Source organism: Alteromonas sp. P256, assembly GCF_036864455.1.
GTDB lineage: Bacteria > Pseudomonadota > Gammaproteobacteria > Enterobacterales > Alteromonadaceae > Alteromonas.
The window spans coordinates 465,092-484,665 of record NZ_JAZETM010000003.1 but is presented as its reverse complement, the minus strand read 5'-3'; the positions used below and the strand labels follow the sequence as shown (position 1 = coordinate 484,665).

Genomic DNA, 19,574 nt, shown 5'->3' with positions numbered 1-19,574 from the left:
CTCTTCTTGTCTAGTAATGCCCGCCAATGCCTATGGTTGGGCAGGTTCGTACGCGAAGGGGAAGTTGGTTCATAGAATTATTGATGCGCCAATGAATTGTAACACGCATCAGGCAGTCAGTTCGAATTGAGCAGCTAACGGTCAACCTTGGCATGCTTTATGTTATGCCGCTAATGCATGGCCCTTTTGTCTAACCTATTCTCAATGTAATGCCGCACTCAGAATTGCTGATTAGCAACAATCAAATACTTTGCAGTGCTCGCTCAATATGCAACAATCTTTTTTAAAGTGATAAGGATATCTTCCCTATGAAAAATATAGCTCTCCTCTCAGTCGTCTTTCTCTCTCTTTCTTCGAACGCAGCCATGATGACCAAGGCTGAGTATATTGAAGTGGTGAAAGAAGCGCGAAGCACATACCCTAACGTTCAGGGAAACGGCACGGAACTGCCTGACTCCTACATGGTTGGTGACACCAACATTGTTGTCACTAGATTTAAGGATTTAGGGAAAGACTATTTTAAAGCGTACATCTAACATCCCTTCCCATAAAAACACAGAATATGATTTTTCAGGGGAAACGGGGGCTACGAAAATCACAGTAATAAATGTTCGCAGTTGGAGGGAAATTTGGGTATTTGCGCATATTGTGAAGAAGAAAAGAGTTTGACGAGAGAACATATAATTCCTGATTTTATATATAAAGTAGAAAAGGGAAATGAACCTCTTGTAGGCTGGAATGAAAAAGCAAAGAAAATAGTTGGAGGTGAGGGGAAAATAAAGGATGTATGTGTGGACTGTAACAACGTCAAACTAGGAACATTAGACCGCTACGCAAAGACAATGCTTCAAAAATCCGGTGTTCTGACTCAAAACTATTTAAGTAAGACTCTAAATTTAGAATACGATTACGATCTATTTAAGCGATGGATTCTAAAAGTTTCCTTCAATTCAGCGAGAGCTTCAAATAATAACCCTAAAACTTTCAAAAAATTTGTACCCTATATTTTAGGTTATGAAAAATCTTGTGATGATGTTGTTATTCTCGCTGGTCTTTATAAACCTGAAATTCTTTCCGCTGACGAAATTTTAAAATATAAAGGAAAATTTGATATCGGTCCGAATGGAGAGTTTAATCCTTTTCATGCGAGGCTTGCTTGGATGCCACAAGTTGATCCAGACTTTAAAGTTCGCGTTATTGTTGTAGGAGCCCTTTTAATTCACATTGTTATGTTTAAATTCAATTTACAAGCAGGTTACAAAAGAGCAAAACTGAGACAATGGCTAAAGCTGAATACTCTGATGCTGGAGGTTAGCCCTAAACGTAAAGCTCTAACAGTACACCAACTCGACATGACGTTTATTGATGCTCAAGAAGCCCAACATTCAAGAATGGAAGCGTTAGGTGCTATTTAGAGAAACTACTAACAAACAACTGTTGCCCCATTCTACTCTACCTAAGACTGTAGTGGATAAGTAAATTTGGACAGCCATATGTAAGTCGGACGTTGTGTTGCAATACTAGAAGTAATCCGAAAAGTCAGAGTGAACTATGGTGCGTAACTCGGAAATGTCCAGAAGTGAGTTGTGTGGTGTCGAGTGGAGATTGTACGATTACGCCCCTACGTAATTAGTCCGTTAGTCTCCCTCGGTAATCAAATTAGTACATCTTAGCGATCAAATTAGTAAAAAATTAGACATGTAGATCAATGCCCACCTTAAAAAATAGACAGCGGGTTGGGCTGGGTGATTTTTCTGGTGTTAGACGCCAGCAACCCTTGCGGCAGAATGGTTTCTAACTTACTCGCCTATTTTTAGCGGAAATTCTTAGCCAACTGTATGAGCTGTATCACTCTTTGAGTACCAAAATGATGGACACCATCGGCCAGTTCGCCGATGACATATACGTATATTCCATAGACGAAGTGTTTGCGCGCTTTAACACTGCGCTTTCTCACGAAAGTTGGATGGCGCTAGGCCGTGAAATCAGACAAACAGTATGGAAAGAGGTGAGATTACCTGTAGGCGCAGGAGGAGGATTAACCCCTACGTTAGCCAAAGCAGCCAGCCACGCCGGTAAGCGGCTGCCAGGGTACAATGGTGTCGCAGTTATTCACAGCGAGCAAGAGCGCGTCAATATCTTAGAGCAGATGGATGTAACGGATGTGTGGGGGGTAGGTCGCCGTATAGGACACAAGCTAGCAGCCCTTGGAATTAACAACGCGCTTCAACTGTCCCAGCAGTCACCGGCGCGGATAAGAAAGCAATTTTCAATTTTATTAGAAAACACGGTGAGAGAACTCAATGGCGAGCTTCGTATACACTGGGATGATGTGAGGCCTGATAAACAACAAATTTACAGTACCCGTACTTTTGGTGCACGAGTGACATCTAAATCAGAATTACACAAGGCGATTACAGGGCACTGCGAAAGCGCAATGCGCAAACTGCGTAAGCAGCGTGGGTTAACAAAGGCAATCACTGTTTTTGCCTCTAATTCGCCCCATGATGACGCGCGCTATTACAGAAAGTCGGTGTATCACCAATTTGCCATTCCCACTATGGACACCCGTTTAGTTACTAACGCTATCCCGGCCGTTATAGATAAAATTTACAAGCCGGGTATTTGTTTTTATCGCTGTGGCGTGGGACTTGTCGAGATTATATCCGCAGCTAATTATCAGGCTGACCTTTTTGCCGAGAGCAAAGATAACCCTAAATTGATGAATGTGCTTGACGCTGTCAATGATAGATATGGTAAAAGCACGCTCCAAATTGCATCAAAGGGTTTCACTAAAACTCATGAAATGAAACGACAGTTTATCACTCAACGAGCGACCACCCGATGGAGTGATATACCCACTATTCAATGTTGAACCACAGTTGATGGTAAAGCTTGATGGTAAAGCTTGATGGTAAATCGCGGCTCATAAAAACTCAGCAATCTGTTTTATTCATATCTCGCGTACTGAAACACGCAACCCGTATTGTTACGCTATTATTCATGCGTTCCCTTGGCGCTATTCATCATAAGTTTTTAAGAAAGGAGCTCATTTTAAAAAAAGGAGCTCTTTTTCAAAAAAGAGCTAGGGAAGTAACTTTACGATATCTTTTTCGATATCTTCAGGCTTCATGGTTGGTGCGTAGCGCTTTATCACATCGCCTTTATCACTTACCAAAAACTTAGTGAAATTCCATTTAATGCGTTTAGTGCCAAGTAAGCCGGGCGCTTTATTTTTTAATTCGGTGAAAAGTGGGCTCTCATTGTCGCCATTAACCTCAATTTTTTTAAATAAGGGAAAAGACACGCCAAAGTTTACTTCGCAAAATTGCGCAATTTCATCATCGTTACCTGGCTCCTGATGGCCAAACTGATCACAGGGAAACCCCAGTACTTCAAAACCTCTTTCTTTGTACTTTGTATACAGTGACTCGAGGCCTTTGTATTGTGGGGTAAAACCACATTTACTGGCGGTATTAACGATAAGCAGTGTTTTCCCCTTATACTGCTCAAGAGCAATATTTTCACCTCTATTACTTGCTACAGTGTGCTGATAAATAGTCAATTTCTTTCCTTTATATTTTTGTTAGTGTGAATTCTGATATTCTATTCGCCAAAAGAAGCTTAGCTTCTACTGTAAACAACAAGAGAGTATTTTGCATGTCAGATTTAAACGTAAGCTTTTTAGGACTCGGTGTTATGGGATTTCCTATGGCCGGACACCTAGCTAATGCAGGCTACAAAGTCACCGTTTACAACCGTACAGCATCGAAGGCAGAACAGTGGCTAGCAACTTACCCGGGTGCAGCGAACACGAGTTCCATAGCGAAAACCCCTGAAGAGGCGGCCGAGGGTGCAGATATTGTATTTATGTGTGTGGGTGACGACAACGACGTTAGAGAAATAGGTACTCGTGCACTTAGTAGAATGAAACCTGATGCGGTGTTAGTTGACCATACTACCGCGTCAGCTGATATTGCTAGAGAGCTTGATGCAGCATGCCGAAAGCAAAAAGTACACTTTTTGGATGCGCCGGTTTCTGGTGGGCAGGCAGGGGCTGAAAATGGACAGCTCACCATCATGGTGGGTGGAAAAGAAGCAAGCTTTCATCGCATTCAGCCAGTAATCAATAATTATGCTCGCCACAGTCAGCTTCTTGGAAAGTGTGGTAGCGGTCAACTGGCAAAAATGATGAACCAAATTTGTATCGCCGGTATTGTTCAGGGGCTTTCTGAGGCATTGCACTTTGGGCAAAAAGCTGGTCTCGACTGTAACGCGGTTATCGATGTTATTAGCAAAGGCGCGGCGCAATCGTGGCAAATGGAAAATCGCGCTAGCACCATGTTATCTAACACTTACGATTTTGGTTTTGCCGTTGACTGGATGCGCAAAGACTTGGGCATAGCATTAGATGAAGCAAAACGAAATGGTTCGACACTCGCGCTAACCGCATTGGTAGATCAATATTACGCCGATGTACAAAAATTGGGTGGCAGTAGATGGGACACTTCAAGCTTGCTGACACGCCTAAAGTAAGTTTATATGAACACCGTACTTGAGATAGCTAGCTGTTTGCCCTTACAGACAAGGTGAGCTGGGCGAGTCGCGCTGTGTTTGATTCGCTAAGGGCAAGCTCGGAAAGCGTATCTAACAATTGGTGAATATTAAATCGTCGGTATACTGCGGTATCAGCTTCAACCATACATTGTAATAGGTTGAGGCCGAATGCAGCAGTAGCGGGCGACAGTTGAAATGCATCATAAAAGTGCTTCATCGCCTGAGCGTATAAACCGTCAATGAAAAGTTGGGTCCCAGTGTCGTTAATCGCTACCGCGTGCTCATGATTAAGACCGAGGCGTTCACCTCCTGAAAAAATTGACTCCTCGTTCATCACCTGCTCAGAAATGCCCCGAATGTCGCTGTTCTTTTGTTTTGCCATCAGTAACAATTCACCTGCGCGACGCTCATCTCCCAAGCTGTGATGGACTTTTGCTGCGATAACCAGCATCGAAGGCTCGGTTCTGAGGTGGTTATCCATATAGTCAGGCTCAAGGAAATAAGCCGCTTTGTCTAAATCCCCATCAAGTACCGATGAAAAGGCGAGCAGGTAGTCTCGCTTTTGTAACGTTTGGGCGTCTGCCTGGTTTCGACCGGCAATGCCAACCAGCTTACGAGCTTGAGTTAAGCTTTCTTTCCGATTAGTCTGCGGAGAATCCTCTGCAAGCAGTAAATAAAATTCCGCTAGCTCAAAAGTGAAATCGTTGAATCTATCTTTGGCAGACCTATGTAGAGCTCGCTTTTTTTGCAGCAGGTCGATGGCTTCTACCACCTTATCTTGCTTTTGAAACGCTAGGCTTTTGAGCTTGGCCGCAGGTAAACTCAATTCACTAAACTTAATTTGTTCTAAGTACTTTTCAACATCCTCATAAGAGTGTTGTTCAAATGACAGAGACGCCAGCCATTCAAACGCTTCGTCTCTGGCTAAACTGGAGTTTACCATTGCGCTGAGCTGTTCTTTGCACTGTGGCCATTGACCAGCGGCATACTGGCATTTTATTTTTCCCCACTGTGCCCACAAAACTTTATCTGAGCGACTTAAAATATCGTCATAAATATTAAGCGCTCGTTGAACCTCACCATTACTGAATAATAATCGGGCGTACAACTTGCGAATATCTGAAACTAGGCGAGGGGGAATACCTTCTTTAATCTTAGTTCTTATGACACCTATCGCTCTTTCAAGCTGCTTATTATCAAGCGCTTCTAATATGTTTTTCACGAATTCGCGATAGTAGAGGTAATGTTCTATCTGACGGGAAAGGGATGCAATGGTGTAGGGCTTAATGAGCAACACATCGGGCTGTAGGTCCATGATTCGACCGATAACCTGTGGAGAGCGATCTGATGTAAGAAAAATCACACCAGTACTGGGTTTGATAAAGTCTGCCTCTTTTAAACTTTGCAGCCACTCTACACCCGTTTTTCCCTCGCCCAGGTGATAATCCATGATGAGCAATTCAAAATTCTGTTTTCGCAAGGCGGCTTTGAGCTCTACCCCCGAGGTGTAGCTACTAACCGATAAATTTGCGATAGACATAACGTGACCGCGCAATGCTGTGCGGGCGGTGGCGTTGTCTTCAACAATAGCTGCTCGTAATTCCACAAAAACCAAGGTTAGTGATAACTCTTTGGTTAGCTTACCAGCGAAGACTCAAAACTGCACGAAACAATAAAACCTTAGTATCCACATTCGCCAAAATTTAAGTTACACATTATCAGCAGCCTACTATCTGTATCCGTTCTGTTAAAAAAGCGGCTAATTTAACGGCTTGTGCAAACGCGAATAAAACGACAACGAGTCGTTGAGGCGTGACGGGCTTTAAAGATGCGCATGACAGAGAACAGTAAACATTAGTCCGCATTTTCGTCACATTTTATTTACGTCGTCGCAATTATAATTTAATTAATGTTTTACCTTTACGTTTACGTAAGGGGTAACTTTTAGTTATCGTGTTAATACAGTGTAAAGTCACAATAATGAAAGGCAATCCACATGAACTTTGAATTAAATGATGATCAACTGGCGTTTGAAGAGACAGCACGTCAGTTCGCACAACAAGAATTAGCACCACATGCTGCTACGTGGGACAAAGAGCACCACTTTCCAGTTGACGCCATTAAAAAGGCGGGCGAGCTTGGATTCTGCGGTTTATACACTCCAGAGGAAGCGGGTGGCCTAGGGCTTTCACGTTTAGACGCGTCAATTATTTTTGAGCAGCTATCGATGGGCTGTACGACTACCACTGCGATGCTCACCATACACAACATGGCCACGTGGATGATTGCTCTATGGGGTAGCGACGACGTAAAAGCCCAATGGTGTGATGAATTAGTCACAGGCGATAAGTTAGCGTCTTACTGTTTAACCGAGCCAGGCGCAGGTTCTGATGCCGCATCACTTAAAACCAAAGCCACAAAAACAGACGATGGTTATGTGCTTAATGGCGCTAAAGTATTCATTTCAGGTGCTGGTAGTACTGACGTATTGGTTGTTATGGCGCGAACGGGTGGCGACGGCCCTTCAGGTGTATCCGCTTTTGCCGTGCCGGCAGACAGCGACGGTATAATTTACGGTAAAGCCGAAGAAAAAATGGGCTGGAATGCTCAGCCAACACGAATGATCACCTTTGATAACGTTAAACTTCAAGACGCATGGCGACTTGGCGACGAAGGTGAAGGGTTTAAAATGGCGATGCAGGGTCTTGACGGTGGTCGTATCAACATAGCAACCTGCTCAGTAGGCACTGCGCAACAGGCCCTGAATGTAGCAAGAGACTATATGAACGAACGAGAGCAGTTCGGCAAGGCTATTGCGGGTTTCCAAGCGCTGCAGTTTAAACTAGCAGATATGGCAACAGAACTTGTAGCCGCTCGCCAAATGGTGCGCATGGCCGCATGCAAGCTTGATAATAATGACGTGGATAAAACCACCTATTGTGCAATGGCGAAACGGTTTGCTACTGACGTTGGCTTTAGTGTGTGTAATGATGCACTGCAGCTGCACGGTGGTTATGGGTATATTAAAGAGTATCCGTTAGAGAGACATTTCCGTGACGTGCGAGTGCATCAAATTTTAGAGGGCACTAATGAAATCATGCGCGTTATTATTGGTAGACGTTTGTTAGCAGATGAACGCAGCATTCTCTAGCCTTTAATCAAAATTAAAAATCGAAAATCAGTTTTAGGAAGTCGCAATATGGACTCGGTTGTTATCAAAGAAGAACTTTCGGCTAAAGATGGAAGCCATATTATTGGTCGGCTAACGCTGAACAAACCAAAGGCATTAAATGCGCTTGATTTAGACATGGCAACCATCATGCTGGATGCATTATTAGCTTGGCAAAGCAGAGATGATGTTGTCGCGGTTGTGATTGACGCCATGGGAGACAAGGCTTTTTGTGCGGGTGGCGATATTGTGTCTATGTATCGCTCTATGGTCGAGGCCGAAGGTGGAGTTCCAGAGTTTTTAGAAACGTTCTTTAAAACAGAATATACCCTTGATTACACCATTCACAACTATAACAAACCTATCATAGTGTGGGGTGCTGGTATCGTGATGGGCGGTGGAATGGGGCTGCTAAGCGGCGCTAGCCACCGAGTTGTAACCGAAACTTCACGCCTAGCTATGCCGGAGGTAAGCATTGGTCTTTATCCAGATGTAGGAGGGAGTTACTTTTTACCCAGACTACCTGAAAAGACAGGGCTGTTTTTAGGACTCACTGGCGGACAGATGAATGGTACGGACGCTCGATTTATTGGGCTAGGTGATCTGCTGGTGGCTTCATCTGAAAAAGATACGATGGTTGATAGCCTGTTGCAGCACTCATGGCAGCCAAACGATATGGCAGGTCAGGTTTCTACGCTGCTAAGCGCGTTGAAGCAGCCCGAAGAGCTTCCTCAAGGTAACATAGAGAAACACAGCGACCTGATAAATTCACTTTGCCAAGGCGATAGCGCAGAAGAAGTAGTTAACGCGATATTGAATTGCGATATGAAGGGCGATAAATGGCTTAGCCGCGCTCAATCTACGCTACAAAAAGGCTCGCCTATTACCATGCACTTGGTGTTCGAGCAGTGTCGTCGTGGTGCATCTATGACCCTCGCAGAGTGTTTTAAAATGGAGGTCAACATGTCATGCCGCTGCGGCGAAAGTGGCGAGTTTCAAGAGGGCGTTCGCGCCTTGTTGATAGATAAAGATATGTCACCTAAATGGAAATATGCATCTGTAGACAAAGTGCCCACAGAGGTTGTTGAGCATTTTTTCAGTTCACCATGGACAGAGGAAACTCATCCTTTAGCGTCTTTAGGAAAATAATTAGGTGTGAAAATCACTGACAGCAAACATGCGATTGCTGTCAGTGCATTCAATTTGATAAACTTAATATTATCGCAACCGACCTTAAGACCTCCACTATGTGGCTATGCCCACTTTGCAAAACACCTGTCTCGCTAAACGAAACCCCAATTCGCTGCATTAATAACCATAGCTTTGATAAAGCGAAAGCAGGTTACGTGAACTTATTACCCGTTCAGTTTAAAAAGTCAAAAATGCCGGGCGATGACAAAGCAATGGTAAGGGCAAGAAGAGAGTTTCATCAGCGAAACGCGTATAAACCGTTAAAAGACAGAATGTGCGAACTTATCGGCCTTCACTTAAACCCAAAAATAAAAGAGCGTGGACGTGTCAAAATCTACGATGCGGGATGCGGCGAGGGCAGTTATTTGAATGCAGTTGTAGCTGGTTTAAAAGAGAAAAGTTTTAAAGAGCACACGCTACAAAATCAAAAAATAAGCGGGCAAGCCTCTCAAGCACAATCTATTGAAGTTGCTGGTGCAGGCAGTGACATTTCCAAAATCGCCGTAGAGCTTGCTGCAAAGGCGTTTAAACAACACACCTTTGTTGTAGCCAGCAGTTTTGACCTTCCACTGGAAGCTAACAGCCAAGATGTAGTGCTTCAAGTATTTGCACCTGGCAGCAACGACGAATACCAACGCATCCTCACACCAGAACACGGGTTGTTGATCACCGTAGACCCAGCGGAAGATCATTTATATGAAATAAAGCAGCGGGTTTATGATGCTCCAGAAAAGCATCAGCTCGACGTGAGTGGTCGTGAAGGGTTTTCGATATTGACTCGCGAGACATTGCGTTTTGAAATATCGCTTTTAAACAACGAGCATGCATTATCGCTAGTGAAAATGACGCCTTTTTATTGGAAGTTACCTCAAGAGAGCATTACGGACATGGTAAATGCACTGACCACTGTGACCGCCCATTTTCACATTCAAGTGTGGGAAACGTGTGTATGAGCAAGCTTAAAGGCCTAAGTTCTCATCAGAAGAACACTCAACAGAAGCACACTCAACAGAAGCACACTCAACAGAAGCACACTCAACAGAAGCACACTCAACAGAAGTACACTCAGCATAAAGCGTTGTTTTTAGACAGAGACGGCGTGATAAACGTTGACCATGGCTACGTGGGTCATTACGACAACTTTGATTACGTTGAAGGTATATTTGACGTGGTAAGAATGTATGCCTTAGCAAAGTATAAAATTGTTATTGTCACCAATCAAAGCGGCATCGCGAGAGGACGCTATACCGAAGCCGACTTCCATGTGTTGATGGATAGGGTAAAAGAGGATTTTGCTGATAGGGGCGTGCCCGAGGTTGCTGTGTATTTTTGTCCTCATCACGTTGAGGGCAGCGTAGCAGAGTATGCCATTAACTGCGCATGCAGGAAGCCAAAGCCAGGAATGTTACTGCAAGCGTCACAAGAGCTCGGCATAGCACTTAATGATAGCGTACTTATTGGTGATAGCTGGAGAGATATTGAGGCAGCGCACGCGGCTGGCCTGAAGAAAAGTATCTACTTTTCTGAAAATGCCATACCCGCTGGCGCTACTATAAATGGTGTGCGTAAAGTTGTGTCCTTACAACAGCTTACTGCAATAGAGTGAGCGAGTGAAGAGAGCCGGTAAGGTGAAGAATAAGTTATGCGTAACCTCTTCTCCACCTTGTTGGGTTTTATTTTAACGTAAACCACTAACTTAGATGGGACCGCCTAGAACCGTTTGCGTAATACTGCTCGCTTAAAACGGCTTAGTCAGTTCTGTGTAGAAAAGCGAGACATGTGCTTTATCGCTTGGCTAAGCAGGTCTACATTCAAAGCATCATTGCTACGCTTACCAGTAGCCATTTCTGTTATTTCGTAACTGCCGTTGCTTAATACGTCTGTACGTTTTCCCGCATGAAAAACAACAATGCGCTCCCCAGATGTACTCACTAACCAAGGGCGTGTTGGCGCTAGCAGACTTTGTCCCGTCGAATAAAAGGTACTGGGCGCATTGCAGCCTAGTGCTTTTAAGATGGTGGGTGCCAGGTCCTCGGTGCTCGCAACGTTCGCTCGTAGTGGCAGGTTGCTATAGAGCACGCCTTTACTGTCATCACTTCCGTAGCCAGTCGCGACAATTACATCGTGTTGTCTTTGTATCGCATTCCCAATGTAATCCTCAATATCAACGCCGTCCATAAAGGCAATATGCAGGCCGTCATGCTCGTTTGATTGAGGCTGTTGGTAGCCGGATAGTTGCGACATTGGAAGGGGACTATCACTGTGAACCGATACAGGCATACCAGAGCCTAAAGGTAGCGCTAACATGACGGGGCGTTTTTGAGAGAGTGCGTCTTGATAAATTTCTGGCACACCGAACAAGGCCGTGGTCATCAAGCCTTCTAAACTGCTTGCTGTTGAGTAGTAATTATCAAGCCGGTTGAGGTTGAGTGATGTGCTTAAATCATTAATTGCCACGTCATCAGTTTGCACTACCACCGTCAGGTTCTTGCTGGTGTCTACAGAACAATAAACCGGCTGTGCTGGATAGGTTGTGCTGTGGAACTCGGGGTTAAACTGCAGCTGTTTACGCTCTTCATAAGCGGCAAGGTCTAATAACCCATAGCGAGACATGGTAGTTTTTGCCGTCGCTGGATAAGACAGCGGAAACATATTGTCTTGTTTGATGATGGGCTGATATAGCTTAGCATCCGCCCATACATGAACCGCATGGCTTGTGACAAAACAGGCTACGAAGAAGGTAGTAACCGGCACACCTATTTTGTATTTTGTAAAACGCTCTACGCGTTTATAAATGGCATTTGCTAACACTAATTGAAAGCTAAGCCACACAACAAAAAGCAAAAACAAAAATCCCCACTGCTGCCAATTCTCTATCGCTATTTGAGACTGTGCCTCGCTGCGAAGCAAGTCTGCCGCGTGAAAGCTAATGTGAAAGCCCGTGCGATTGAACAGCAGCGCGTCAAACGCTAGTAAGGCGAGGCCTACGGCGGCAATGACAGACGCACTGGCTTTAATAACCCGGGAATTACTCACGAGATAACATAAAGGGAGTACAAAAATGACAAAGCCGAAAAAGGTCATGAAACTAATATGACCAAACCAGTTTGCCAGCAAAAATACCGTTCCCACACCAGTGCCAGGCATTGGAGAAGAAAAGACAAAAATAGATGCGATTACAATCGCAATAATGATATTCGCTAGGGCAAACCAATGCCCCCAGTTTACTAGCTTTGTAACGCGCTGGCGGCGAGGAGATTCGGCAAGTATCATAGAACTACCTTATTACGCTTTGACACTTTTCTTCAACACGTCGGCAAATTGAGAAGCCATCGCTTCGCGGTTTTCTGCTTTAACTTGCGTATTTAAGATATGGGTAATGACATTGCCTAACACCATAAGTGAAAGATCGCGATTTGCACCACTTTCTTCAAGTGTTAATATTACCTTGTTCATCAGCGCTTCGAATTCGTCGTTGCTGTAACGGCTATTTTGGGGCATTGCTACGCCTCTTTTTTATGTTTTCTTTGATAAAAAGAATGGTTTTACTCGTAAAATGATTATAATCGTTGTTTGAGTGAGTACAATCATTCATTCTAAAAACCCACAATTCTTTGGGCATTTCATACACTTTTTAAGCAACAGGACACCCGATCAATTATGAGTGCACTGATTCACCACTTTGTTGTTCATCGTTTAATCGTTAACAAAGAAGAAAAAATAGAAGCGATCCCTCGCGATAAATGTTTAGCGGTTACCCCAGAAATAGAGTCACTCGCTCATCAAATTAATCACAGTTTTAATGCTAAACCTGGCAAGGGTGTTGGCCATTTTGTTTCAGAAGTGCCTCGCAGCGCCGATGTTAGCGATAGCGACGAAGACAGCTCACAAGAGAATACAGTACAAAACGTATCAGGTTTCGCTGAGGGTTTAAAAAATTATCTAAGCGCACACAAAGCAGGGGGCGACAATGTGGAAGACGCATTTCACGATTTCTCTGTTGATGCCACTCATCGCCTGGTTAAAACCCTCGCAGACACAGGTACGGTTGAAACGGGCTTTTTAATATTTTGTCAGTATGAGTATCTATCTACGCAGTTTCTTATGATCGCGTTACTTAACACGCGCTCCCACGTTGAGGTTACCAATTCTCTGGACTTATCATCAAGAGAGCATCTCGATTTAGCGAGAATGCAGTTAGCCGTTCGTTTCGATTTAACGCAGTGGGACATTCAGCCTGAACAACAGCGTTACGTGAGCTTTATTAAAGGCCGAATGGGCCGCAAGGTATCAGACTTTTTCATGCAGTTTGTTGGCTGTGAAGAGCTTGTTGATGTAAAACAGCAAAATAAACAGCTTATCTCTTCGGTTGATGCTTATTTGGCCAGCGAATCTCTCGACCCACAAGAGCAGCACCAACATCGAGAGGAAGTAAAATCCTATTTTAAAGAGCAAATTGATGCTGGCGAGAGTTTATCGGTAGATGAATTGGCCAACCGCTTGCCTTCAAATGAAGAAACGAAGAACAATTTTGCCGCGTTTACCGACTCACTTGAAGTGCCGCTGGAAAAAGAGATTCAGCCTGATCCAGCTGCGCTTAAACAGCTGGCGAAATTTACAGGCCAAGGCGGTGGCGTGTCGGTAAGCTTCGAACGCAAACTGATGGGGGATAGAGTGTTTTATGACCCTGCCACCGACACCCTAACTATCCGCGGGATTCCACCGAATTTAAAAGATCAGCTCAATCGTCAGTCCTCTATGGACTAATGACTGCGCTCAAGTGATAAAAAAAGTATACTAGCAACAGAAAATAAACTCGATTAAAGGGTGTTATGCAATTATTTGTAAATGATTTGACAGTAATGGACTTTTCTTACCTGTGTCCGAAGCGCGGAATGGTAGGGGAAAGTTGGATTGTCGATGTAGTATTGGACGGCGAACTGAACGAAGAGAGCATGGTCCAGGATTTTGGGCACGTGAAGAAAAATCTCAAGCGATTGATAGATGAATATGTCGATCATAAACTTTTAGTGCCCGCAGAATATGCTGGGTCAGAGGTTATTCACGATGAAGACAGCGAGCAAGTTGAAGTGCGTTTTAGTCGTGAGAACGGCGAGAAAATAATGCTTTATTGCCCGGCTGAAGCCTACGCCATTTTATATTCCGATGTGATCACCATGGACTCGGTAGGGGTTTATCTTAAAGAGGTGCTTGCGACGCATCTTCCCGAGAATGTAGATAATTTGACATTGAATCTACGAACGGAAGTAATAAGTTCGCCTTTTTATCACTATACCCACGGACTTAAAAAGCACGACGGCAACTGTCAACGTATTGCACACGGTCACCGGTCTCGTATCGACATTTATCTCGATGGTAAGATATGTGAGGAAAGCCAAACCTATTGGGCAAAACGTTGGGAAGACATCTACGTTGCCACTCGCGAAGACGAAATTAAGTACGCTGACAGAAAGTTATCGGGCTCTGTTGACGCACCTGAAGACTATTTGTGTTTTGGTTATGAGTCTTCGCAAGGGTACTTTGAGCTACTTATTGCAAAAGCCGTGTGTGAAGTGATTGAGACAGATTCCACGGTAGAGTGTCTAGCGCAGTACTTGCTAGTGGAACAAAAGAAAAGAACGCCAAACGGCGAATGCAAAGTGGTTGCATACGAGGGCGTTGGCAAGGGCGCATTAGTTTCTGGGTAACGCGTAACCGAAAAGTTGGGGTGCAGCCCTGGCGTCTGTGCTCTAGCTCCTGTGTCCTGTTTATCTGTATTAGAGACTCTGCGACGCACACATTTTTGTTGGTAAAGGATGTCGACCTCATGAAGTTTTCACTGAATACTAGAAATAGAAGTACGCAATTCACTTCTGTGCTAGCCGCATTTGTTATCGTTAGCTTTTCTATAAACGCTTATGCTACCAACGTGTACTCCACTGGCGCTTTTACAGGTAGCTCACTCCCAGGTAGCTCACTTCCAGGTAGCTTGCGCCCGAGCAGCGATGCGCCCAATATTGCCCTCAGAAATAGCTCGGTCGCGGGGGCTACGCTATCCACTGGCATTGCGGCGCAAAGCAGTAAAATGGATACCGAGCCAAGCGATAACAAGCAACCATCACCACTTGTGTTAAACGGCGTATTTACTCAAGGTGCATTGTTACGCGGTGAAGTACCTATAAATGCAACTGTGACCCTAAATGATGCTGCGGTGCCCACAAATCGTGATGGAAAGTTTGTTATTGGTTTTGAGCGAACTGCACCGCTTGAACATACCCTTACAGTAACCCTTGCTGATGGCAGTGAAACAGTGCGCCACATTTCGTTAGAAAAGCGTGAATACAATATTCAGCGTATCGACGGTTTAGAACAAAAGATGGTAACGCCGCCGGCATCGGTCACTCAGCGTATTAAGCAAGACAACATTAACGTGGCAAAAGCGAGAAGCACTAACAGTGATTTAGACGCGCTATTTACTCGCTTTACCTGGCCCGCTAAAGGCCCCATCACCGGCGTATATGGCAGTCAGCGGGTGTTAAACGGCGTGCCTAAGTGGCCACACTACGGCGTAGATGTGGGCGCTCCAACGGGAACACCTGTTTATGCCCCTGTTGATGGCATTGTCACCATGGCAGAGGATTTATATTACTCAGGTAATACTCTCATTCTCGACCATGGGATGCGGGTATTTTCTACCTTTCTTCATTTAAACAGTATGACCGTTAATGTTGGTGATAGGGTAAAAAAAGGCGAGCAAATTGGTACAATCGGCGAAACGGGGCGGGCCACGGGTCCACACTTAGACTGGCGTATTAATCTTGGTAAAATGCGCTTAGACCCGCAAACTATTGTATCTGGTACTCCAGAATAAGGACGGAATTGACTAAACACTTTTTACTTCAGCGTGGCGTTTAACAATCATTTCGATAAACAAGCGCCTTGATAAACAAGAGCCTCGTTCAACCAAGGTTTTTATGACACAAGGCAGCGCTGCAGTGCGCCGTCTCAGCGCACCGACTTTTGACAAATTACTTAACGCCAAGCCAATGACTAAACACGTCTGCGTCGTTTATCTCAAAAAATGCCATGTCTTTTCTCGCTTCCATGATAGGTAAAGTCACGTTTAACAATTGGCCGTCTCGAATTAAGCTGACTTCTGCTGTTGACTCTAACGTTGTATCCAAAATACGTTGTAGCTTGCCTTGAGAAACCACATGCCCATTTATCGCAATAATATTATCGTTCAGTAGGATCCCCGCGTGCATGGCGGCAAGCCCCTCAAATACTTGAGCAACAGTTAATCCTAATGGGGCGGGTTTAAGCGTTGCGCCAAGCTGTCGTTTCATTGGCGCCTTCAATGATAAGCCGCCTTTATCTTCGCTAGATACCTTTGCCCGAGTGCGAAGTGCAATACCAATTCGTTGGACTAATGCTTCTAATTCAACGTCGTCTGTGTGGTATACCACGCGATTTAAATAATCTGATACATCAATATCAAAGTGGACTTTACATAACGTCTGTATGACATTATCCGGCGTTCCACTCTCATCTTTACCGTACTGCTGCCATAAAACACGCATGACATCGTCAAGGCACACCTTTTCGCCAGATTGCTCTCGCAATAGTAAATCGAGCCCTAGCGCGATAATACCGCCCTTGGTGTAATAGCTAACAATATTGTTAGTGGCACTGGCGTCTTGCTTGTAAAATTTTGTCCATGCATCAAAACTACTTTCGGCCGCACTTTGCTTAAATCGTCCAGCGTTTTGCAAAAGCCTACTTATATTTTGAGCAACAATATCGAGGTACTTTTGCGCTGGTATTGTGCCAACACGAGCAAGGGTGACGTCGTCATAGAAACTGGTAAATCCTTCGTATATCCACAGTTGGTTGGTATAGCTTTCTTTGGATAAATCCGGTTTTACCATCACATTAGGTTTAATGCGTTTCACGTGCCATGTATGAAAAAACTCATGACTACAAAGACTTAAAAACGTAACGTATCCATCTGTCTTTTCTTCGCCGTCACCAATCAGAGGAAGCTCAAAGCGAGGGTAGAGCAATGCCGTAGAATATTTGTGTTCTAACCCACCAAAACCGTTATCGGCTAGCAGGGTCATAAACAGGTAATCTTTCACTGGATAGGGCGTGCCAAAAAGTGACAGGTGATGTTGGCATATAGGGGTTAAGTCTTTTGCAATTCTCGCATAATCAATGTTGTTGTTACCTGAAAATAGCAGCGTGAAGTTCACATTATCTACTTCAAACTCATAGGTGTCGGCAACGCCTACATAAATGGGATGATCGATAAACTCATCATAATTTTTCGCTCCAAAATACCACGCCCTCGCATTGGCATTAGCATTGGCATCGGCGTCTATCTTACTATTTAAAGAACAGGGCGCTCGCGTTTCCATAGACGTATGCGCACTCCAGTTGGATGGAATAGCATCGTCTAGTGTTATTTCAAGCTGATGCTGTGAGTTTTCAAATTCTGCAATATGTAAAAATGCACTGGTTCCATTGATAAACGCATATTCATGATTGATGAAGGCAGACCGAATAGATAAGTCATTAGCATAAATCGTATAATCGATAATGCAGGCCTCACCATCAGTCTCTATTGACCATGTTTGTTTGTCTAACTTCTCAATGCTAACGGATGATTGAGTAAAGGCTTCTGCTGCTGATGTATTCGCCGCTGTTTTCTTTGCAGACAGCGAGACAATGTTCTTTGCGAAATCGCGAACCATATAACTACCCGGTATCCAACTAGGTAAGGAAAGCGTTAGCGAAGAGGCGCTATGAGCTGGAATTGATAGCTGAACATCGAACTGATGACCCTGCCACTGAGATAAATTAAGAGAAAAATGCAACGTGTTATCAGACATAAAAACTCATTTTATTTACGTAGTTAAGAACTAGTGTACTATAAGTGAATACTGAAGTGAGCGTACTTAAGCATCAAACGTGCAAGACACTATCTGAAATATTGTCTAAGCCAAATGTGTTTCTAATAAGCGATAGCGCGACCGATATTGCTTCTAACAGGATGAGAAGGGCTGAGTAGTAAACCTATGGTTGAAAGAACTAGCACTAAAACAATAAGCGAAGAAGATTTTGAGGCGCTCAATGCGTTTCAACCAGGGGATGTTGTTGATCTTGAGATCACCATGCCTGCGGCTTCTAAACGCGTCAAAACTGAATATTTAGGTATGCATACCAACGAATGTATGATGTTTCATATTCCGACTTCATCAAAATGGATAACGGTAAGAGATGCGTTAACGGTTGATAATGATATTGTGGTTCGCTCGATAGTCGAGGGAAGCACCGGGCAAGTCATTGCTTATCGGGTAAAAGTGCTGAAGCTACTTTCTAAACCTGCTGGCATATTAATTACCAGCTTTCCTTCACGTATACAGCGAATAGGGCTTCGAGCCTCAACACGTTCACTACCTGGCGTTGCCATAAACATCAAGTCAGAGGTTTTCGAGGGCGATGAAGATGCGTCAGGCATCATCGTCGACTTATCAAAACACGGGTGTAAAATAGGGCTTCAGGTGAATCCTGAGTGGCCCACTTTGATTGACAATACCGAAATAACACTTGTATATATGCTCGATGGTGAAGCGGTTGAAATTAAAGCCATAGTCAAAAATCACAAGTTAGATAATCGCATAGTCTATTACGGGCTCAAATTTCAAACTGGTGATGCAATGATTGGCGAGTTGCTCGCAAGACATACTTTGGTGTCATAGCTTTTTTAAAACTGACCCTATGTGTTTTCATCAAAAGCGGTACTGTCACCAAAAGAGGTACTGTCACCAAAAAGTAAACGGCCATCAAAAGAGGCAGTGGCAACATAACGCGGGGATGGGTATATATTATCATCCACTGTATAATTTTTGATCTTAATGTAAGCATTTTATTTGCTAGTAAGCTAAGTAAAAACCTAACAAACTCATAATTCAAATAATAAGGTGAGGGACAATGAGAAGTATTGAAAGGCTGCTGATGCAGTACGGTGAAAGCCATCAAAATAAGACTAACGTGATAATTCACGCTATTGCAGTGCCGAGTATTTATTTGGTAACCCTTGGCTTGCTTTGGAGTATACCTACCCCAGAGGCTATCGCGCATTTTGATATTACGTGGGCGCACATCATCGCTATTCCGGTACTGTATTACTACTTTTCGTTGTCTGGTCCTATTGGTGCGGCTATGACATTACTGACTATCGCGTGTTTTGGCGTGGTAAATCTGTTGGTTCACTTCGATATTTCTGTTTGGCAATTCAGCTTAGCGCTGTTTGTAGTTATGTGGATTTTACAATTTGTTGGCCACAAAATAGAGGGGAAAAAGCCCTCATTTTTCGAAGATCTTCGTTTTCTGCTCGTTGGGCCTGCATGGTGGTGGGTTCACTGGCTTAAGCGTATGAACATTAGTTATTAAAGCAGTTACACAATTAGCCCGGCGTGTTGACGTTGATCTTTTCGTTTTGTCGTTACAAAGCGCTTATTGCTGCGAAAATACACAGTAAACGTCAACTCGCTCCTAGCTGCGACCAGACGCACTACCTACACGACCAAGCTGCTTGGGTCATTAAATTCCAAGCGTATAATCTCACTATAAGCTCTATATTTGGTAATAATAA

Annotated in this window: 18 protein-coding genes; 13 read left to right on the top strand and 5 right to left on the bottom strand. The window is 44.0% G+C overall.

The window, feature by feature from the left end:
• The first annotated feature begins 308 nt into the window (after positions 1 to 308).
• The 3 genes from V7R39_RS07795 (at position 309) to V7R39_RS07785 (ending at position 2,875) form a co-directional block, all read left to right on the top strand.
• A complete protein-coding gene (locus V7R39_RS07795; protein ID WP_334029830.1) occupies positions 309 to 536 on the top strand; it encodes a hypothetical protein in 228 nt (75 codons plus the stop codon).
• 93 nt (positions 537 to 629) lie between these two features.
• Positions 630 to 1,415 carry a hypothetical protein gene (locus tag V7R39_RS07790; protein WP_334029829.1) on the top strand — a complete coding sequence of 262 codons (786 nt, stop codon included), beginning with the start codon at positions 630 to 632 and terminating at the stop codon, positions 1,413 to 1,415.
• 407 nt (positions 1,416 to 1,822) lie between these two features.
• Complete coding sequence (locus V7R39_RS07785; RefSeq protein WP_334029869.1) at positions 1,823 to 2,875, top strand: Y-family DNA polymerase; 1,053 nt, start codon at positions 1,823 to 1,825, stop codon at positions 2,873 to 2,875.
• Positions 2,876 to 3,085: 210 nt separating this feature from the next.
• Here V7R39_RS07785 and V7R39_RS07780 read toward each other — a convergent pair whose 3' ends face one another.
• Positions 3,086 to 3,565 carry a glutathione peroxidase gene (locus V7R39_RS07780; protein ID WP_334029828.1) on the bottom strand — a complete coding sequence of 160 codons (480 nt, stop codon included), beginning with the start codon at positions 3,563 to 3,565 and terminating at the stop codon, positions 3,086 to 3,088.
• A 95-nt stretch (positions 3,566 to 3,660) separates the two neighbouring features.
• Between V7R39_RS07780 and V7R39_RS07775 the strand changes: the two genes are divergently transcribed.
• Positions 3,661 to 4,536 carry an NAD(P)-dependent oxidoreductase gene (locus tag V7R39_RS07775; RefSeq protein WP_334029827.1) on the top strand — a complete coding sequence of 292 codons (876 nt, stop codon included), beginning with the start codon at positions 3,661 to 3,663 and terminating at the stop codon, positions 4,534 to 4,536.
• Positions 4,537 to 4,564: 28 nt separating this feature from the next.
• Here V7R39_RS07775 and V7R39_RS07770 read toward each other — a convergent pair whose 3' ends face one another.
• Positions 4,565 to 6,145: a response regulator gene (locus tag V7R39_RS07770; protein ID WP_334029867.1), complete on the bottom strand. Its 1,581-nt coding sequence runs from the start codon at positions 6,143 to 6,145 to the stop codon at positions 4,565 to 4,567.
• Between the two features lie 408 nt (positions 6,146 to 6,553).
• On the opposite strand from V7R39_RS07770, the gene V7R39_RS07765 reads away from it, so the two are divergent.
• The 4 genes from V7R39_RS07765 to V7R39_RS07750 all read left to right on the top strand — a co-directional run bounded on the left by V7R39_RS07765 (position 6,554) and on the right by V7R39_RS07750 (position 10,523).
• Positions 6,554 to 7,708, top strand: a complete 1,155-nt coding sequence (locus tag V7R39_RS07765; protein WP_334029826.1) for an acyl-CoA dehydrogenase family protein — start codon at positions 6,554 to 6,556, stop codon at positions 7,706 to 7,708.
• A gap of 48 nt (positions 7,709 to 7,756) precedes the next feature.
• The gene (locus tag V7R39_RS07760; RefSeq protein WP_334029825.1) at positions 7,757 to 8,875 is read left to right on the top strand and encodes an enoyl-CoA hydratase/isomerase family protein; all 1,119 of its coding nucleotides are present in this window, start codon (positions 7,757 to 7,759) and stop codon (positions 8,873 to 8,875) included.
• Between the two features lie 98 nt (positions 8,876 to 8,973).
• Complete coding sequence (locus V7R39_RS07755; RefSeq protein ID WP_334029823.1) at positions 8,974 to 9,870, top strand: putative RNA methyltransferase; 897 nt, start codon at positions 8,974 to 8,976, stop codon at positions 9,868 to 9,870.
• Complete coding sequence (locus V7R39_RS07750; protein ID WP_334029822.1) at positions 9,867 to 10,523, top strand: D-glycero-alpha-D-manno-heptose-1,7-bisphosphate 7-phosphatase; 657 nt, start codon at positions 9,867 to 9,869, stop codon at positions 10,521 to 10,523. The genes V7R39_RS07755 and V7R39_RS07750 overlap by 4 nt, the downstream gene beginning before the upstream one ends.
• A 146-nt stretch (positions 10,524 to 10,669) precedes the next feature.
• Here the strand turns inward: V7R39_RS07750 and V7R39_RS07745 are convergent, their stop codons facing one another.
• Together V7R39_RS07745 and V7R39_RS07740 are read right to left on the bottom strand one after the other, a co-directional pair.
• The gene (locus V7R39_RS07745) at positions 10,670 to 12,190 is read right to left on the bottom strand and encodes a DUF3413 domain-containing protein (RefSeq protein WP_334029820.1); all 1,521 of its coding nucleotides are present in this window, start codon (positions 12,188 to 12,190) and stop codon (positions 10,670 to 10,672) included.
• A gap of 12 nt (positions 12,191 to 12,202) precedes the next feature.
• Positions 12,203 to 12,418 carry a DUF1414 domain-containing protein gene (locus V7R39_RS07740; protein WP_163106290.1) on the bottom strand — a complete coding sequence of 72 codons (216 nt, stop codon included), beginning with the start codon at positions 12,416 to 12,418 and terminating at the stop codon, positions 12,203 to 12,205.
• A 159-nt stretch (positions 12,419 to 12,577) separates the two neighbouring features.
• Here V7R39_RS07740 and yejK point away from each other — a divergent pair, with 159 nt between their 5' ends.
• From yejK to V7R39_RS07725, 3 genes are all read left to right on the top strand, one after another.
• Positions 12,578 to 13,684 carry a nucleoid-associated protein YejK gene (gene yejK / locus V7R39_RS07735; protein ID WP_334029819.1) on the top strand — a complete coding sequence of 369 codons (1,107 nt, stop codon included), beginning with the start codon at positions 12,578 to 12,580 and terminating at the stop codon, positions 13,682 to 13,684.
• Between the two features lie 65 nt (positions 13,685 to 13,749).
• Positions 13,750 to 14,625, top strand: coding sequence for a 6-carboxytetrahydropterin synthase (locus V7R39_RS07730; RefSeq protein WP_163106292.1), 876 nt, complete (start codon positions 13,750 to 13,752; stop codon positions 14,623 to 14,625).
• A gap of 377 nt (positions 14,626 to 15,002) precedes the next feature.
• On the top strand, positions 15,003 to 15,788 hold the full coding sequence (locus V7R39_RS07725) for a M23 family metallopeptidase (protein ID WP_438823528.1): 786 nt from the start codon (positions 15,003 to 15,005) through the stop codon (positions 15,786 to 15,788).
• Between the two features lie 157 nt (positions 15,789 to 15,945).
• Here V7R39_RS07725 and V7R39_RS07720 read toward each other — a convergent pair whose 3' ends face one another.
• Positions 15,946 to 17,808: a M61 family metallopeptidase gene (locus V7R39_RS07720; protein WP_334029816.1), complete on the bottom strand. Its 1,863-nt coding sequence runs from the start codon at positions 17,806 to 17,808 to the stop codon at positions 15,946 to 15,948.
• Between the two features lie 186 nt (positions 17,809 to 17,994).
• Here V7R39_RS07720 and V7R39_RS07715 point away from each other — a divergent pair, with 186 nt between their 5' ends.
• Complete coding sequence (locus V7R39_RS07715; protein WP_334029815.1) at positions 17,995 to 18,678, top strand: PilZ domain-containing protein; 684 nt, start codon at positions 17,995 to 17,997, stop codon at positions 18,676 to 18,678.
• Positions 18,679 to 18,910: 232 nt separating this feature from the next.
• Positions 18,911 to 19,372: an Mpo1 family 2-hydroxy fatty acid dioxygenase gene (locus V7R39_RS07710; protein ID WP_334029813.1), complete on the top strand. Its 462-nt coding sequence runs from the start codon at positions 18,911 to 18,913 to the stop codon at positions 19,370 to 19,372.
• Positions 19,373 to 19,574 lie beyond the last annotated feature (202 nt).

Excerpts from the sequence above, each read along its gene's own strand:
- V7R39_RS07795 (WP_334029830.1), top strand. The coding sequence starts at position 309 with ATGAAAAATATAGCTCTCCTCTCAGTCGTCTTTCTCTCTCTTTCTTCG.
- V7R39_RS07750 (WP_334029822.1), top strand. The coding sequence starts at position 9,867 with ATGAGCAAGCTTAAAGGCCTAAGTTCTCATCAGAAGAACACTCAACAG.
- V7R39_RS07745 (WP_334029820.1), bottom strand. The coding sequence starts at position 12,190 with ATGATACTTGCCGAATCTCCTCGCCGCCAGCGCGTTACAAAGCTAGTA.
- V7R39_RS07715 (WP_334029815.1), top strand. The coding sequence starts at position 17,995 with ATGGTTGAAAGAACTAGCACTAAAACAATAAGCGAAGAAGATTTTGAG.
- V7R39_RS07725 (WP_438823528.1), top strand. The coding sequence starts at position 15,003 with ATGGATACCGAGCCAAGCGATAACAAGCAACCATCACCACTTGTGTTA.
- V7R39_RS07775 (WP_334029827.1), top strand. The coding sequence starts at position 3,661 with ATGTCAGATTTAAACGTAAGCTTTTTAGGACTCGGTGTTATGGGATTT.
- V7R39_RS07720 (WP_334029816.1), bottom strand. The coding sequence starts at position 17,808 with ATGTCTGATAACACGTTGCATTTTTCTCTTAATTTATCTCAGTGGCAG.
- yejK (WP_334029819.1), top strand. The coding sequence starts at position 12,578 with ATGAGTGCACTGATTCACCACTTTGTTGTTCATCGTTTAATCGTTAAC.
- V7R39_RS07710 (WP_334029813.1), top strand. The coding sequence starts at position 18,911 with ATGAGAAGTATTGAAAGGCTGCTGATGCAGTACGGTGAAAGCCATCAA.
- V7R39_RS07730 (WP_163106292.1), top strand. The coding sequence starts at position 13,750 with ATGCAATTATTTGTAAATGATTTGACAGTAATGGACTTTTCTTACCTG.
- V7R39_RS07760 (WP_334029825.1), top strand. The coding sequence starts at position 7,757 with ATGGACTCGGTTGTTATCAAAGAAGAACTTTCGGCTAAAGATGGAAGC.
- V7R39_RS07755 (WP_334029823.1), top strand. The coding sequence starts at position 8,974 with ATGTGGCTATGCCCACTTTGCAAAACACCTGTCTCGCTAAACGAAACC.
- V7R39_RS07740 (WP_163106290.1), bottom strand. The coding sequence starts at position 12,418 with ATGCCCCAAAATAGCCGTTACAGCAACGACGAATTCGAAGCGCTGATG.
- V7R39_RS07765 (WP_334029826.1), top strand. The coding sequence starts at position 6,554 with ATGAACTTTGAATTAAATGATGATCAACTGGCGTTTGAAGAGACAGCA.